Source organism: Brachymonas denitrificans, assembly GCF_907163135.1.
Classification (GTDB): domain Bacteria; phylum Pseudomonadota; class Gammaproteobacteria; order Burkholderiales; family Burkholderiaceae_C; genus Brachymonas; species Brachymonas denitrificans_A.
Genome location: NZ_CAJQUA010000001.1, coordinates 2,434,431 through 2,448,669, shown reverse-complemented (window position 1 = coordinate 2,448,669; position 14,239 = coordinate 2,434,431). Strand labels below are relative to the sequence as shown.

The following is a 14,239-nucleotide window of genomic DNA, read 5'->3' as shown; positions in this document are numbered from 1 at the left end:
GTTCTAGGAGAAACGCATGAGCACGATTGATCAAGCAGAAAAAGCCAAGGCCCTGCAAGCGGCCCTGGCCCAGATCGAAAAGCAGTTCGGCAAGGGCACCATCATGCGCCTGGGCGAAGGCGAGGCGATCGAAGACATCCAGACCGTCAGCACCGGCTCGCTCGGCCTGGACGTTGCGCTTGGCGTCGGCGGTCTTCCGCGCGGCCGCGTGATCGAGATCTACGGTCCGGAATCCTCCGGCAAGACCACGCTCACGCTGCAGGTCATCGCCGAAATGCAGAAAACCGGCGGCACCTGCGCCTTTGTCGATGCCGAGCACGCACTCGACGTGCAGTACGCGCAAAAGCTGGGCATCAACCTTCCCGACCTGCTGATCAGCCAGCCCGACACCGGCGAACAGGCGCTCGAGATCGTCGACAGTCTGGTGCGCAGCGGCGCGGTCGACCTGATCGTGGTCGACTCCGTGGCAGCACTCACGCCCAAGGCCGAAATCGAAGGCGACATGGGCGACCAGCTGCCCGGCCTGCAGGCCCGCCTGATGAGCCAGGCCCTGCGCAAGCTCACCGCCACCATCAAGAAAACCAACTGCACCGTCATCTTCATCAACCAGATCCGCATGAAGATTGGCGTGATGTTCGGCTCGCCCGAAACCACCACCGGTGGCAACGCGCTCAAGTTCTATTCCTCCGTGCGCCTGGACATCCGCCGTGTCGGCACCATCAAGAAGGGCGACGAAGTGGTGGGCAGCGAAACCAAGGTCAAGGTCGTCAAGAACAAGGTGGCGCCCCCGTTCAAGGAAGCCTACTTCGACATCCTGTACGGCACCGGCATCTCGCGCGAAGGCGAAATCATCGACATGGGCGTCAACGCCAAGATCGTCGACAAGGCCGGCGCCTGGTACTCCTACAACGGCGAGAAGATCGGCCAGGGCCGCGACAACACACGCGAATTCCTGAAGGAAAACCCCGATCTGGCGCGCGAGATCGAGAACAAGGTGCGCACCCAGCTGGGCATTGCCACCATGCCGGCCAAGGGCGCCCCCGTGGCGGAAGAAGCCGGCAGCGCGGCCTGAGCGGATTGACGCTAGGCACGATAGGCACGATGCCGGAGGGGCTTGCCCCTTCCGGCGTCTCACCGGCACTGGCCTCGCTATTGCTTGACTCTCTCCCTGCCATGTCCCGCATTCCCGCTCCGATCACACTCAAGGGCAAGGCCCTGCAGCTGCTCGCCGCACGCGACTACACGCGTGCGGAAATGGAGCGCAAGCTGGCCCAATGGCTGCGGGAGCGCTCCGCGAGGGAGGAGGAAGCAGAGGCGGCGCCGCTTGACGCCGAAATGCAGCAGGTCGATCAGGCCAGCGCCATCGCCGAAGCCCTCGACGCCATGGAAGCCAAGGGCTTTCTCGACGACCAGCGTGCGGCAGAAGCGCTGATCCATCGCCGTGCCGGCAAGCTGGGCAACAGCCGTATCCAGCAGGAACTGCGGCAAAAAGGCCTGGACGCCAGCGCCATCGAGCAGGCCATGGAAGCCGTGCCCGGCAGCGAGCTGGAACGCGCCCGCGAAATCTGGCAGCGCAAGTTCGGCTCCGTGGCCGCTTCCCAGCAGGAGCGGCTCAAACAGATGCGCTTCCTTGCCAGCCGGGGCTTCAGCTCAGCAGTCGTGCATCAGGTGGTACGCGGCAATCCGGACGAATAACCCGGCCCGCGCAAACGCCTCGCGGTCAGCTCCGCACCTCACCCTGCCCCAGCACCACATATTTGAGCGAGGTCAGCCCCTCGATGCCCACCGGGCCACGCGCATGGAATTTGTCGGTGCTGATGCCGATCTCGGCACCCAGACCATACTCAAAGCCATCGGCAAAGCGCGTGCTGGCGTTCACCATCACGCTGCTACTGTCCACCTCGCGCAAAAAGCGCTGGGCATGGATGTGGTCGGTCGTGACAATGGCTTCGGTGTGCTGCGAGGAATAACGGTTGATGTGCGCAATCGCCTCGTCCAGCCCGGCCACCACCCGGATGCTGATGATGGGCGCCAGGTATTCGGTGGACCAGTCTTCCTCGGTCGCCTCCACCAGTTGCGCATCGCGGGTATCCGCATGGCCCGCCAGAATCGCGCGCGAAGCCGCATCACAGCGCATTTCCACGCCCTTGTCCCGGTAGATTTTGCCGATGCGCGGCAGGAAGGCCTCGGCCACGCCCTGCGCCACCAGCAGGCTCTCGGTCGCGTTGCAGGGGCTGTACTTCTGCGTCTTGGCGTTGTCGGCCAGCTTCACCGCCATGTCCAGATCGCAGGGATCGTCCACATAGGTATGGCAGTTGCCGTCCAGGTGCTTGATCACCGGCACCTTGGCCTCGGCGCTGATGCGCTCGATCAGACCCTTGCCGCCACGCGGGATGATCACGTCCACATACTCGGGCATGGCGATCAGGCGGCCGACGGCGGCACGGTCGGTGGTGGGCACCAGCTGCACCGCATCCCCGGGCAGGCCGGCCGATGCCAGCGCCTGCTGCACGATGGCCGCCAGTGCCTTGTTCGATTCGATCGCCTCGCTGCCGCCGCGCAGGATGCAGGCGTTGCCGCTCTTGATGCTCAGGCTGGCGGCCTCGATGGTCACGTTCGGGCGGCTCTCGAAGATCATGCCGAACACGCCAATCGGCACGCGCATCTGCCCCACGCGGATGCCGCTGGGCTGCTCCTGCAGGCCCTGAATGGTGCCGATCACGTCCGGCATGGCCGCCAGCTGCAGGCAGCCTTCCTGCAGCGTGGCCACCACCTTGGCGCCCAGGCGCAGGCGGTCCACCATCGGTGCGCTCAGGCCGGCGGCTTCGGCGCGGGCGATGTCCTGCGCATTGGCGGCATCCAGCGCCGGGCCGGCTTCGCCCAGCAGGCGCGCCAGTTCGCGCAGCGCCTGGTTCTTGCTGGCCGCGCTGGCGCGCGCCATGGCCGTAGCAGCCGCGCGGGCACGTTCGCCCATCTGCTGCATCAGTTCGTTCACGTCTTGGGTGCTCATGGATTTACAGTTCGAATAACATCCGGCCGGGCAAGGTCATGCGCCGTGCAAACCTCCATGATAAGCTCCCCCGCATGTTTGCGCCATTGCGGGCATCCGGCAACTGGCCCGGATCCGACCCCTATTCCAACAAACTGATGCCCAACCTCCCGGAACAAGTCAGGGACCCCTTGCGGGGCGCCATGCTCGAAGCCCTCGGCTGGCTGCCGCCCGACTGGCCCGCCTGGGCGCGCGTGGCCGGCATCATTGCCGCCCTGTTCGTGCTGGCCGGGCTGGTGCGCACCGCCCTCGAATTCGGCCTGATGCAGGTCCGCAAGCACATGCTGCGCACCGGCAGCCCGGCCTGGCTCGACATCCTGTTCGACAGCGCCGTGCTGCGCCGCTCGGCCCGCGTGGTTTCGCCGCTGCTGATCCAGCTTGGCCTGCTCAGCCTGCCCAAGCCGCATGGCCTCGCCACCATCGTCCTCTACAACCTGCTGTCGGCCTACGCGGTCTTCTGCGTGGTGCGCGTGATCCTGGCCTACCTGGACGCCACGCTCAAGCACCAGACCGTGTTCCTGCGCCACTCGCCGCGCCAGCAGCTCTCGATCAAGAGCTACATCCAGCTGGCCAAGTTGATGGTGATCCTGGGCGGCCTGATCATCATGGCCGCCGAGCTCACCAACCGCTCGCCGCTGCTGCTGCTGTCCGGTCTCGGCGCGCTGTCGGCGGTGCTGATGCTCGTCTTCAAGGACACCATCCTCTCGTTCACCGCCGGCGTGCAGCTCTCCAGCAACGACATGCTGCGCGCGGGCGATTGGATCGAGATGCCGCAGGTGGGCGCCGACGGCCAGGTGGTGGACATGGCGCTGCACGCCGTCAAGGTGCAGAACTGGGACAAGACCATCACCACCATCCCCACCTGGCGCCTGATGAGCGAAAGCTACCGCAACTGGCGCGGCATGAGCGAGGCCGGCGCGCGCCGCATCAAGCGCACGCTGTCGCTCGATGCCACCTCGGTGCACTTCCTCCACCCCGAGGAGATCACGCGGCTGGAGCGGATCGCGCTGCTGCAGCCCTATCTGCAGAAAAAGCGCCAGGCCCTGGCCGATACCAATGCCGCACGCCTGCAGAAGCTTTCCCCCGAAGCGGCGGCACTGCCGCTCAACCTCCGCCAGCTCACCAATCTGGGCTGCTTCCGCGCCTATGTCTCGGCCTATCTGGAGCAGCACCCCGATATCCGGCAGGACATGACACAGATCGTCAACACCGCCGGCACCAGCCCGGAGGGCGTGCAGGTGCAGATCTACTGCTTCAGCGCCACCACCAACTGGCAGGAATACGAAACCATCCAGGGCGACCTGTTCGATCATCTGCTGTCGGTGCTGCCGGAGTTCGGGCTGCGCGTGTTCCAGCAGCCGTCGGGGCATGATTTCCGGACGATGATGCAAGGTGCCGGCATTCCGGCCGCACCGGCCTCAAGCGCCCGCCCGATACCCGATCCAGGGTCGCCCGATGCGGCCAGCGCGGGCACGGCCGCATCCGCTCCAGCTCCCGCAGTGCCGCCGGGCCAGACTGGCGCAAACCCCTGACCACGAGCCCCGAGCCGCCGGCGCGGCTGTGCAACAGCTGTTAGCGCCGCCCCGCCTGCTGCGTCACCACGGCCTGCCGGCACAGCATGAAGGCCAGCTGGTGCAGAGCCTGCCAGCTGTCCGCCGGCCAATCCGGCACCTTGATGCCCTTGACGATGCCGTCGACCACATGCGCCGCATGCAGCAGGCCGTTCAAGGCCGTACCGCTCATCCGCGGCACCACGCGCTCGAACAGGCGCTCGCGCATGCCCCACACACGCTGCTCCCGCAAGGCCATGGGCAACGGCTTGCCGGCATCGAGCGCATCGCGCACGCGTTTGAGCGCGCGGATGTCCTCGGCCAGCGTGTAGTGCACCAGCACCTCGCTTTCGCCCTCGGCCTGCAGGCCGTCGAGCATGCGCTGCGTACGCTCCAGCTGCCCGGCCAGCACCGCCTCGCTCAGCTTGAACACGTCATAGCGCGCCACGTTCAGCACCGCCGCCTCGATCTGCTCGGCACTCAGCTCGCCATGCGGATAGAGCAGGCCCAGCTTCTGGATTTCCTGGTGTGCCGCCAGCAGATTGCCTTCCACCCGGTCGGCAAAGAAACGCAGCGCGTGTTCCCCTTCGGCACCGGGCGCCACATGCTGGCCCTGCAGGCGCAGGCGCGCGGCAATCCAGCGCGGCAGCAACTGGCGTTCCACGGTCTCGACCGGGATCGACACGCCATGGCCTTCCAGCGCCACGAACCAGCCGCTGCTCTTCGTGGCCTTGTCCAGCCGCGGCAGCGTCACGATCACCAGCAGCGCGTCGTTGCCGGCGCTGCCTTCGGCAATTTGCTGCAGCGCCTGGCTGCCGTCCTTGCCCGGCTTGCCACTGGGGATATGGATTTCGACGATCTGGCGTTCGGCAAACAGGCTGAGCGACTGCGTGGCCGCGAGCACGCCGCCCCAGTCGAAGCCCACGCCCGTCACGGTATGCGAGCTGCGCTCGGAAAAGCCCTGTGTGCGCGCAGCGGCACGGATGGCATCCACCGCCTCCTGTACCAACAGCGGCTCGTTGCCATGCACCACGTACAGCGGGCGCACGCCGTTCTTCAGCTGCGCCGGCAATTGATCTGCACTGACTTGCATGCGGGCGATCAGCGGGGCCTGGCCGCCGAGATGCGGCGGATGATCTGCTGCACGGCATCGATGCGCATGTCGCGATACAGCAGCTCGAACTCGGCCTCCTTCGACAGCGCCTCGCTCTCGTTGTAGCTGACGTCGCGCACCAGACGCAGAGGCGTCTGCGCTATCAGCGTGGCGCCGGTATTGTCGGTCAGCGAGAAATCGACATACTGGCGCAGCTGCACCTCGCGCACCTTGCCGCTGGTGCTCAGCACCACCGAGGCCTGTTCCTGGCGCTCGGACAGCACGTGCAGCACCGCTTCGGCCGCCGCCGGCTCGTCCACCACGGTGGCGTAGCCGGCCAGCGTACGGCGCAGCTGCGTCAGCAGCGGGCCGCTGCCGCCCTGCACATGCACCGAGCGGAACGGCAGCTGCACGCCGGTACCACGCAGGCGAAAGCCGCAACCACCGGCCAGCAGGCCAGTGCCTGCCGCCAGCCCCAGGGAAAGCATCTGCCTGCGCTGCATGCCCGCTCCTTACACCACCACGTTGACCAGACGGCCCGGCACCACCACCACCTTCTTCGGCGTGGCGCCTGCGGCATGCTTGGCAAAACCTTCGCTGGCCAGCGCCGCAGCCTCGATGGCCGCCTTGTCGGCACCGGCCGGCACGCGGATGCTGCCGCGCAGCTTGCCGTTGATCTGCAGCATCAGTTCGACCTCGTCCTGCACCAGCGCGCCATCATCCACTTCCGGCCAGGCCACATCGAGCAGCGTGCCGCAGCGGGTGCCGTAGCCCAGCTCGTCCCACAGGTGGCTGGTGATGTGCGGGCACACCGGATACAGCACGCGCAGCAGGATGGAGAAGCCTTCGGCCAGCGCCGCGCTGTCTTCGGCGCTGCCGGAGAGCTTGGCGCTTTCCAGCGTGTTGAGCATCTTCATCACGGCAGAGACCACCGTGTTGTACTGCATGCGCTCGTAGTCGTAGTTGGCCTGCTTGAGCGTGGTGTGCAGCTCGTAGCGCAGCTGCTTGGCTGCAGCGCTGAACGCCACCGGCGCCTTGCCGTCGGCGCCGCGGTCCACGGCAAAGCCGGCCTGCAGCGCTGCCGCATGCTTGGCGGCAAAGCCCCAGACGCGACGCAGGAAACGGTAGCTGCCCTCCACCGCCGCATCGTTCCACTCCAGCGTGGCTTCGGGCGGCGAGGTGAACATGGTGTACAGGCGCGCGGTATCCGCGCCGTATTTCTCGATCAGCTCCTGCGGATCGACGCCGTTGTTCTTGGATTTGGACATGGTGCCCACGCCCTCGTAGTCGATCACGGTACCGGCCGGCAGTTCGCCGTCGGCGCTGGGCACGGCCTTGTTCAGCTTGGCGCCGACCACCTTGCCGGCATCGTCCAGCACATGCTCCACGTCGGCCGGCCAGAAGTATTCCTTGCCGCCCTTGGCGGTGCGGCGGCTGTAGATGTGGTTCAGCACCATGCCCTGCGTCAGCAGGCGCTTGAAGGGCTCGTCGCACTCCACCAGGCCCAGGTCGCGCATCACCTTGGTCCAGAAACGCGCGTACAGCAGGTGCAGAATGGCATGCTCGATGCCGCCGATGTACTGGTCCATCGGCATCCAGTAATTGGTGCGGGCATCGACCATCTGCTGGTCGTTGCCGGCGCAGGTGTAGCGCATGAAGTACCAGGAGCTGTCCACGAAGGTGTCCATGGTGTCGGTTTCGCGCCGCGCCGGCTTGCCGCAGATCGGGCAGGTCACGCCGGCGTGGAAGCCCTCGTGCTTGTGCAGCGGGTTGCCGGAGCCGTCGGGGATGCAGTCCTGCGGCAGCACCACGGGCAGATCCTTCTCGGGCACCGGCACCGGGCCGTGCTCCTCGCAGTGGATGATCGGGATCGGCGTGCCCCAGTAGCGCTGGCGGCTCACGCCCCAGTCGCGCAGGCGCCAGGTGGTCTTGAGTTCGCCCAGGCCCTTGTCCTGCAGCGCCTTGGCCACGGCCTGCACCGCTTGCTTGTGGCCCATGCCGCTGAAGTCGGAGGAATTGATGGTGACACCGCGCTCCTTGTCGGCATACCAGTCCTGCCACTGCTGGAAGTCGAAATGCGGCTCGCCCTCGACCAGGATCACTTGCTTGATCGGGATGCCGTATTTGAGGGCGAAGGCAAAGTCGCGCTCGTCGTGCGCCGGCACGCCCATCACGGCGCCGTCGCCATAGCCCATCAGCACGTAATTGCCGACCCAGAGCGGAATCGCCTCGCCGGTGATCGGGTGCGTCACCGTCAGGCCGGTGGGCATGCCTTCCTTCTCCTTGAGCGCCAGTTCGGCCTCGGTGGTGCCGCCCTGCTTGCACTTCTCGATAAAGGCGGCCAGTTCAGGATTGCCGCGCGCCGCGTGCTGCGCCAGCGGGTGTTCGGCCGCCACGGCACAGAAGGTCACGCCCATGATGGTGTCGGCGCGCGTGGTGAACACGTACATGCGGCCGTCGCCGATCAACTGGCCATCATCGCCCGCGATGGCGTGCGTGAAGGCAAAGCGCACGCCTTCGCTCTTGCCGATCCAGTTTTCCTGCATCAGGCGCACGCGCTCGGGCCAGCCCTCTAGCGTGGCCTTGGGGTTGCCGACCTGCACGTGGTCCAGCAATTCCTGCGCGTAGTCGGTGATCTTCAGGTAGTAGCCGGGGATTTCCTTCTTCTCGACCAGCGCACCGGTGCGCCAGCCGCGGCCGTCGATCACCTGCTCGTTGGCCAGCACCGTCATGTCCACCGGGTCCCAGTTCACGACCTGGGTCTTGCGGTAGGCGATGCCCTTTTCGAGCATCTTCAGGAACAGCCACTGGTTCCACTTGTAGTAATCGGCATCGCAGGTGGCCACTTCGCGGCTCCAGTCGATCGCCAGACCCATCGCCTGCATCTGCTTTTTCATGTAGGCGATGTTCTCGTAGGTCCACTTGGCCGGTGGCACGCCGTTCTTGAGTGCCGCATTCTCGGCCGGCAGGCCGAAGGCATCCCAGCCCATCGGCATCAGCACGTTGAAGCCCTTCATGCGCAGGTGGCGCGTGAGCATGTCGTTGATGGTGTAGTTGCGCACATGGCCCATGTGCAGCTTGCCGCTGGGATACGGCAGCATGGAACAGGCGTAGAAATGGGGCTTGTCGGCGGTCTCGGTGACGCGGTAGGCATCGGCCGCGCCCCAGGCGGCTTGCACGGCGGCCTCTACGGCATTGGGCTGGTAGGTGTCTTGCATGCGGCAATTTTAGCTGGCGCATGCACTCAAGCGGCACGGATTTGCCGGAACCCCCCAATTTCGGCAAACGATATTTACCTATTACCGGTAAACGGTATAAAATATCCCAATGCCGATTGTCAATTTCCGATGCGCAGACACACAGGCCCTGTTCGAAACGGGAAAATCCAGACGTTTTGCCAACCTTCTTGCAGTGGCCGAACGAAAGCTGGTGCAACTGGAGGCAGCCGTTTCGCTTGAATCGCTGCGGGCACCCCCCGGCAACCGTCTTGAAGTCCTGCAGGGCGACCGCGCCGGACAGCACAGCATCCGCATCAACGGACAGTGGCGAGTCTGCTTCGTCTGGGGGCCGCAAGGTCCGCAGGACGTGGAAATTGTCGATTACCACTGAAAGGAGTCCTCCATGATCAAGAACGGCATGCGCCCCATCCATCCCGGCGAAATCCTGCGCGAAGACTATCTCAAGCCGCTGGGCATGAGTGCCAACGCCCTGGCGCGCCATCTGCATGTGCCGGCCAGCCGCATCAATGACATCGTGCTGGAACGCCGCGGCATCAGCGCCGACACCGCCCTGCGCCTGACGCGATTTTTTGGCGGCGATGCGCAAAGCTGGCTCAATCTGCAGACCATGTACGACCTGCGTGTGGCCGAATCCGCCAGTGCCGCAGTTATCGCACGCGAAGTAGCCCCGCTGACCGCCTGAACCCCCATCCCACCCGGAATCTTTCCCATGCCCCATGACTACGACCTGATTACCATCGGCGCCGGCTCCGGCGGTGTTGCCGCTTCCCGCCGTGCAGCTGCCCTCGGCGCCCGCGTGCTGATTGCCGAGGCCAGCCGCGTGGGCGGCACCTGCGTGATTCGCGGCTGCGTGCCCAAGAAGCTGATGATGTACGCCGCCGGCTTTGCCGACCAGCTGCAGGACGCGCGCGGCTACGGCTGGGACTTTGGCGAGGCCAGCTTCGACATGGGCCGCTGGGCCGCCACCAAGGCGAAGGAAATCGACCGGCTGGAAGGCATTTACAGCACCATGCTGGCCAATGCCAAGGTGGAATTGGTGCGCGGCCATGCGCGCATCGTGGCACCGCATACGGTGGAGATCAACGGCCAGCGCCACACGGCCGAACGCATCCTGATCGCGGCCGGCGGCGCCTCATCCAGCCATGCGATTCCCGGTCTGGAGCATGCCATGGACTCCAGCGCCCTGCTGGACCTGCAGAGCGTGCCGGACAGCCTGCTGGTCATCGGCGGCGGCTTCATCGCGCTGGAGTTTGCCAGCATCATGGCGCGTCTGGGCGCGCAGGTGCACCTGGCCTATCGCAACGAATTGCCGCTGCGCGGCTTCGACCACGACCTGCGCGTGCGCGTGGCCGGTGCCCTGCAGCAGGCCGGCGTGACGCTGCATGCCGGCGTCGGCCTGGAGCGCCTGGAGCGCGATGGCGACGGCTTCGTGCTGCACCGCGCCGATGGCAGCAGCGTGCGCGCGGCCGCCGCACTCAACGCCACCGGCCGCCACCCGAACGTGCAGGACCTGGGCCTGGAATCGGTCGGCGTACAGCTCAACCAGAAAGGCGCCATCGAGGTCGATGCCTTCAGCAAGACCAGCGCCGACCATATCTGGGCCGTGGGCGACGTGACCGACCGCGTCAACCTCACCCCGGTGGCGATTGCCGAAGGCCGCGCCTTTGCCGAAACCGAGTTCGGCAACCATCCGCGCCAGATCGACCACAGCCTGGTCGCCAGCGCCGTGTTCACCCTGCCCCCGATCGGCACCGTCGGACTGACGGAGGAAGAAGCGGCCAAGCAGGGCCCGGTGGATGTCTACGTGAGCGATTTCCGCCCGATGAAGGACGCCTTCGTCGACGGTCACACGCGCAGCTACATGAAGCTGCTCGCTGACGCGAACACCGGCAAGGTGCTGGGCCTGCACATGATAGGGGCCGATGCCCCCGAGATCATCCAGAGCCTGGCCGTCGCCGTCACCTGCGGCGCCACCAAGGCCGACTTCGACCGCACCATTGCACTGCATCCGAGCGCTGCGGAAGAATTCGTGCTGATGCGCGAACCGGCACGGCGCGTAGGCGCATAATACTCCTGTGCTAATGTGCGCAGCGGCAGCCCGGAGCTGCCCGCCGCGCATCGGCGCTCAACCAAAAAACAATGCATGCACCCGGCTGCCCCGCAGCGCCGTGGTGATCCATGCCTGCCCGTCTGGAGATCCCCATGAGCCTGATCCTCACCCAACCCATCACCGGCCCCTCCGCCTGGAAAGCCGCCGACCTGGCCAACAGTGATGCCTGGGTCTACCGCCTGTCGCCCGAAGCCATCGCCACGCTCGACGCAGCGCTGGTCAGCGTCAAGGCCCGCGGCCTGCGTTTTCCGGATTTCGGCAAGGCCGACTTCCCGATCGAGTCGCTGGCGGCCGAGATGCGACGCTGGTCCGAGGAGCTGGAAAACGGCCTGGGCTTCCTGGTGGTGCGCGGCCTGCCGGCCGAGCGTTACAGCGACGAGGATTTCCAGATACTCACCTACGGCATCGGCCTGCACCTGGGCCGCCCGGTGCGCCAGAACCCGCGCGGCGACCTGCTCGGCAACGTCGAGGCCGTGGGCGATATCAAGGACAAGCACACGCGCGTCTACGAAACCAACCTCTATCTGCCCTACCACACCGATCCCTCGGACGTGGTCGGCCTGATGTGCGTGCGCAAGGCGCGCGAGGGCGGCCTGTCCAGCCTGGTCAGCACGGCGGCGGTGTACAACCAGATCCTGGCCGAGCACCGCGAGCATCTGGGCCTGTATTACAAGCGCTGGTACATGGCCCACCTGTGCCAGCCCGACCCGGCCCTGACCGCCCTGTTCAGCTACCACGAAGGCAAGCTGAGCTGCCGCTACCTGCGCCAGTACATCCACCTGGGCCACGAGATCATGGGCCTGCCGCTGTCGCGCGTCGAGATCGAGGCGCTGGACGTGTTCGATTCCGTGCTGAACGACCCGGCCAACCGGCTGGACATGATGCTGGAGCCGGGCGACCTGCAGCTGGCCAACAACAACGCCGTGCTGCACTCACGCACCGGTTTCGAGGATTACGAGGATCCGGCCCAGCGCCGCAAGCTGCTGCGCCTGTGGCTGGAAATGCCCAATGCGCGCGCGCATTCGCCGGATTTCCCCGGCCGCAACGGTTTTCCGGAGCCGGAAGCCTTGCAGGCGGCCTGAGCCTGGGCGGAATCGGATGGCATGGGGGCGTGGCCCCCATTTTCATGGCTGGCTGCGGGTGACAGCATCATTTTTGCTGCTGCGGCAGCGCCACAAAGCCAATCCGGTTCAGCCCTGCTTGTTGCGCGACTCCCATCACCTGCACCACCTGCCCGTAGGGCACGCTGGCGTCAGCGCGCAGCTGCACCTCCGTCTCGGGATTGGCCTGGGCGGCCTGCTGCAGGCGCTGCGCCAAGGCCTCGCGGCTCAGGGGCTGGTCATCCAGAAAAAGCGCTCCATCAGCCTGCAAGGCAATGCGCAAGGCCGCGACCTGCGGCTGCGCCTGCGTGGTGCCATCGGCTTTGGGCAAGTCCAGCGCAATGCGGCTGGCCAGCAGCGGCGCAGTAATGATCAGAATGGCCACCAGCACCAGCATCACGTCCACCAGCGGCGTCATGTTGATCTCGCTCATCGGCTTGTCGCGGCTGGAAGTGTCGAAGCGGCCCAGGGACATGGATGCTCCGTGGCGGCTCAGGAGCTGCGCTGGGCGCCGCCATGCAGCGCCAGCAGATCGTGCGCAAAGCCGTCCAGCCGCTCCACCAGCGAGCCGATCAGGCGCCCGAAGATGTTGTAGGCTACCACGGCCGGAATCGCCACCATCAGGCCGAAGGCCGTCATGATCAGCGCCTCGCCCACCGGGCCGGCCACCTGGTTGATACTGATGGCGCCGCCGCCGGTCAGGCCGGTCAGCGCGTGGTAGATACCCCAGACCGTGCCCAGCAGCCCGACGAAAGGCGCCGTGGAGCCGACCGTGGCCAGCAGGATCTGGCCCCATTGCAGCTGCCGAGTGGATTGCTGCAGCGCGTCGCGCAGCAGGCGGGTGAGATGGGCTTGACGCACGGAGCCGGTGCGTGCTTGCCTGTCTGCCGGATGCACCGGCTGTACTGCCAGGGCGGCTGCATCACCATCCAGCGAGCCAGCAGGCGCTGCTGCAGCGCCCCCCTCGATCACGGCGTTCAATTGCGCAATGGCGCCATGCAGCGGCTGCAGCAGCTGCAGGCGATCCGCCTGCAGCAGGGCAGCCTGCCCCGCATCCGGAGCAACCCCGGCGCGCCAATAGCCCGCCAGCCCGCCCTCGACGCTGCGGCGTGCTCGCCCCAGCAGCCAGGCCTTGTAGACAATCACCATCCAGGACAGCACCGACATCGCCAGCAACAGCAGCATCACGCCGCGGCCAAGCCCGTCGCTCTGCGCCCAGAGGGTGGCCAGATTCATGCCTTGCGGCCGGTCTTTTCCAGGCCCAGCACGTCGAACATGTCGTACAGGCCGCTGGTCTTGCCGGCCAGGAAGCGCACCGCGCGCAGGCTGCCCTGGGCATAGCCGGCACGGTTGCTGGATTTGTGGCTGATCTCGATGCGCTCGCCGGTGCCGGCAAACAGCACGGTGTGGTCGCCCACGATATCGCCCCCGCGGATGGTGGAGAAACCGATGGTGGACGGATCGCGCTCCCCGGTGTGGCCATAGCGCTCGTACACCGCGCATTCCTTCAGGTCGCGGCCGATGGCCTCGGCAATCACCTCGCCCATCTTGAGCGCGGTGCCGCTCGGAGCGTCCACCTTGTGGCGGTGGTGCGCCTCGATCACCTCGATGTCATAGCCGGTGTCCAGCGCCTTGGCTGCCATTTCCAGCAGCTTGAGGGTGACGTTCACGCCCACGCTCATGTTGGGCGCGAATACGATGGCGATGTCCCTGGCCGCTTCGGCGATCTGCGCCTTCTGCGCGTCGCTGAAGCCGGTGGTGCCGATCACCAGGTTCACCTTGGCGGCGCGGCAGGCTGCCAGGTGCGCCATGGTGCCTTCCGGCCGGGTGAAGTCGATCAGCGCGTCCGCTCCCTGCAGGCCCTGGGCCAGATCGGCCGTGATGGTCACGTTGGCCAGCTTGCCGGTGAAGGCGCTGGCATCCAGGCCGAGCGCGGCGGAAGTGGCGTGGTCGAGCGCACCGCTGAGCACGCAGTCATCGGCCGCCTGCACGGCCTCGATCAGCATGTGGCCCATGCGGCCACTGGCACCGGCAATGGCCACGCGATGCGGAACAGCCGCCACGTAAGAAGGAGAATCGGAAGGAGTCATGGAATACG

At 66.2% G+C, this 14,239-nt stretch carries 14 protein-coding genes; 7 read left to right on the top strand and 7 right to left on the bottom strand.

All coding sequences use genetic code 11. The features are described from left to right. Positions 1–16 precede the first annotated feature (16 nt). Complete coding sequence (gene recA, locus KKQ75_RS11515) at positions 17–1,072, top strand: recombinase RecA (RefSeq protein ID WP_213362325.1); 1,056 nt, start codon at positions 17–19, stop codon at positions 1,070–1,072. A 101-nt stretch (positions 1,073–1,173) separates the two neighbouring features. Then, positions 1,174–1,695 carry a regulatory protein RecX gene (locus KKQ75_RS11510; protein ID WP_213362324.1) on the top strand — a complete coding sequence of 174 codons (522 nt, stop codon included), beginning with the start codon at positions 1,174–1,176 and terminating at the stop codon, positions 1,693–1,695. 25 nt (positions 1,696–1,720) lie between these two features. Here KKQ75_RS11510 and KKQ75_RS11505 read toward each other — a convergent pair whose 3' ends face one another. Continuing rightward, positions 1,721–2,983 (bottom strand): glutamate-5-semialdehyde dehydrogenase, encoded by a 1,263-nt coding sequence (locus KKQ75_RS11505; protein WP_434087731.1) that lies wholly within the window; start codon positions 2,981–2,983, stop codon positions 1,721–1,723. A gap of 164 nt (positions 2,984–3,147) precedes the next feature. Between KKQ75_RS11505 and KKQ75_RS11500 the strand changes: the two genes are divergently transcribed. Further along, positions 3,148–4,581 carry a mechanosensitive ion channel family protein gene (locus tag KKQ75_RS11500; RefSeq protein ID WP_250131079.1) on the top strand — a complete coding sequence of 478 codons (1,434 nt, stop codon included), beginning with the start codon at positions 3,148–3,150 and terminating at the stop codon, positions 4,579–4,581. Positions 4,582–4,621: 40 nt separating this feature from the next. Here KKQ75_RS11500 and holA read toward each other — a convergent pair whose 3' ends face one another. The 3 genes from holA to leuS are packed head-to-tail and all read right to left on the bottom strand — an operon-like array spanning position 4,622 to position 8,910. Beyond that, a complete protein-coding gene (holA, locus tag KKQ75_RS11495) occupies positions 4,622–5,692 on the bottom strand; it encodes a DNA polymerase III subunit delta (protein ID WP_213362322.1) in 1,071 nt (356 codons plus the stop codon). An 8-nt stretch (positions 5,693–5,700) separates the two neighbouring features. Then, the gene (gene lptE, locus KKQ75_RS11490; RefSeq protein WP_213362321.1) at positions 5,701–6,195 is read right to left on the bottom strand and encodes an LPS assembly lipoprotein LptE; all 495 of its coding nucleotides are present in this window, start codon (positions 6,193–6,195) and stop codon (positions 5,701–5,703) included. A gap of 9 nt (positions 6,196–6,204) precedes the next feature. Then, positions 6,205–8,910, bottom strand: a complete 2,706-nt coding sequence (gene leuS, locus KKQ75_RS11485; protein WP_213362319.1) for a leucine--tRNA ligase — start codon at positions 8,908–8,910, stop codon at positions 6,205–6,207. Between the two features lie 109 nt (positions 8,911–9,019). Between leuS and KKQ75_RS11480 the strand changes: the two genes are divergently transcribed. The 4 genes from KKQ75_RS11480 (at position 9,020) to KKQ75_RS11465 (ending at position 12,123) form a co-directional block, all read left to right on the top strand. After that, positions 9,020–9,301: a type II toxin-antitoxin system RelE/ParE family toxin gene (locus KKQ75_RS11480; RefSeq protein ID WP_213362318.1), complete on the top strand. Its 282-nt coding sequence runs from the start codon at positions 9,020–9,022 to the stop codon at positions 9,299–9,301. A gap of 12 nt (positions 9,302–9,313) precedes the next feature. Continuing rightward, entirely contained in the window at positions 9,314–9,613 is a 300-nt protein-coding gene (locus tag KKQ75_RS11475) for a HigA family addiction module antitoxin (RefSeq protein WP_213362317.1), read from the top strand. A 27-nt stretch (positions 9,614–9,640) separates the two neighbouring features. Beyond that, positions 9,641–10,999 carry a glutathione-disulfide reductase gene (gorA, locus tag KKQ75_RS11470; RefSeq protein WP_213362316.1) on the top strand — a complete coding sequence of 453 codons (1,359 nt, stop codon included), beginning with the start codon at positions 9,641–9,643 and terminating at the stop codon, positions 10,997–10,999. A gap of 134 nt (positions 11,000–11,133) precedes the next feature. Next, positions 11,134–12,123: a TauD/TfdA family dioxygenase gene (locus KKQ75_RS11465; protein ID WP_213362315.1), complete on the top strand. Its 990-nt coding sequence runs from the start codon at positions 11,134–11,136 to the stop codon at positions 12,121–12,123. 67 nt (positions 12,124–12,190) lie between these two features. On the opposite strand, the gene KKQ75_RS11460 is transcribed toward KKQ75_RS11465, so the two are convergent. From KKQ75_RS11460 to dapB, 3 genes are read right to left on the bottom strand one after another with little or no spacing between them, the layout of a single operon-like run. Further along, positions 12,191–12,616: an ExbD/TolR family protein gene (locus KKQ75_RS11460; RefSeq protein WP_213362314.1), complete on the bottom strand. Its 426-nt coding sequence runs from the start codon at positions 12,614–12,616 to the stop codon at positions 12,191–12,193. A gap of 17 nt (positions 12,617–12,633) precedes the next feature. Continuing rightward, positions 12,634–13,377 carry a MotA/TolQ/ExbB proton channel family protein gene (locus tag KKQ75_RS11455; protein WP_213362313.1) on the bottom strand — a complete coding sequence of 248 codons (744 nt, stop codon included), beginning with the start codon at positions 13,375–13,377 and terminating at the stop codon, positions 12,634–12,636. Then, on the bottom strand, positions 13,374–14,231 hold the full coding sequence (dapB, locus tag KKQ75_RS11450) for a 4-hydroxy-tetrahydrodipicolinate reductase (protein WP_213362311.1): 858 nt from the start codon (positions 14,229–14,231) through the stop codon (positions 13,374–13,376). Before dapB ends, KKQ75_RS11455 begins: the two co-directional genes overlap by 4 nt. Between the last annotated feature and the right edge of the window lie 8 nt (positions 14,232–14,239).

Coding starts and splice junctions, on each gene's coding strand:
- gorA (WP_213362316.1), top strand. CDS start 9,641: ATGCCCCATGACTACGACCTGATTACCATCGGCGCCGGCTCCGGCGGT.
- KKQ75_RS11510 (WP_213362324.1), top strand. CDS start 1,174: ATGTCCCGCATTCCCGCTCCGATCACACTCAAGGGCAAGGCCCTGCAG.
- KKQ75_RS11505 (WP_434087731.1), bottom strand. CDS start 2,983: ATGCAGCAGATGGGCGAACGTGCCCGCGCGGCTGCTACGGCCATGGCG.
- lptE (WP_213362321.1), bottom strand. CDS start 6,195: ATGCAGCGCAGGCAGATGCTTTCCCTGGGGCTGGCGGCAGGCACTGGC.
- leuS (WP_213362319.1), bottom strand. CDS start 8,910: ATGCAAGACACCTACCAGCCCAATGCCGTAGAGGCCGCCGTGCAAGCC.
- dapB (WP_213362311.1), bottom strand. CDS start 14,231: ATGACTCCTTCCGATTCTCCTTCTTACGTGGCGGCTGTTCCGCATCGC.
- KKQ75_RS11475 (WP_213362317.1), top strand. CDS start 9,314: ATGATCAAGAACGGCATGCGCCCCATCCATCCCGGCGAAATCCTGCGC.
- KKQ75_RS11455 (WP_213362313.1), bottom strand. CDS start 13,377: ATGAATCTGGCCACCCTCTGGGCGCAGAGCGACGGGCTTGGCCGCGGC.
- recA (WP_213362325.1), top strand. CDS start 17: ATGAGCACGATTGATCAAGCAGAAAAAGCCAAGGCCCTGCAAGCGGCC.
- KKQ75_RS11480 (WP_213362318.1), top strand. CDS start 9,020: ATGCCGATTGTCAATTTCCGATGCGCAGACACACAGGCCCTGTTCGAA.
- KKQ75_RS11500 (WP_250131079.1), top strand. CDS start 3,148: ATGCCCAACCTCCCGGAACAAGTCAGGGACCCCTTGCGGGGCGCCATG.
- KKQ75_RS11465 (WP_213362315.1), top strand. CDS start 11,134: ATGAGCCTGATCCTCACCCAACCCATCACCGGCCCCTCCGCCTGGAAA.
- holA (WP_213362322.1), bottom strand. CDS start 5,692: ATGCAAGTCAGTGCAGATCAATTGCCGGCGCAGCTGAAGAACGGCGTG.
- KKQ75_RS11460 (WP_213362314.1), bottom strand. CDS start 12,616: ATGTCCCTGGGCCGCTTCGACACTTCCAGCCGCGACAAGCCGATGAGC.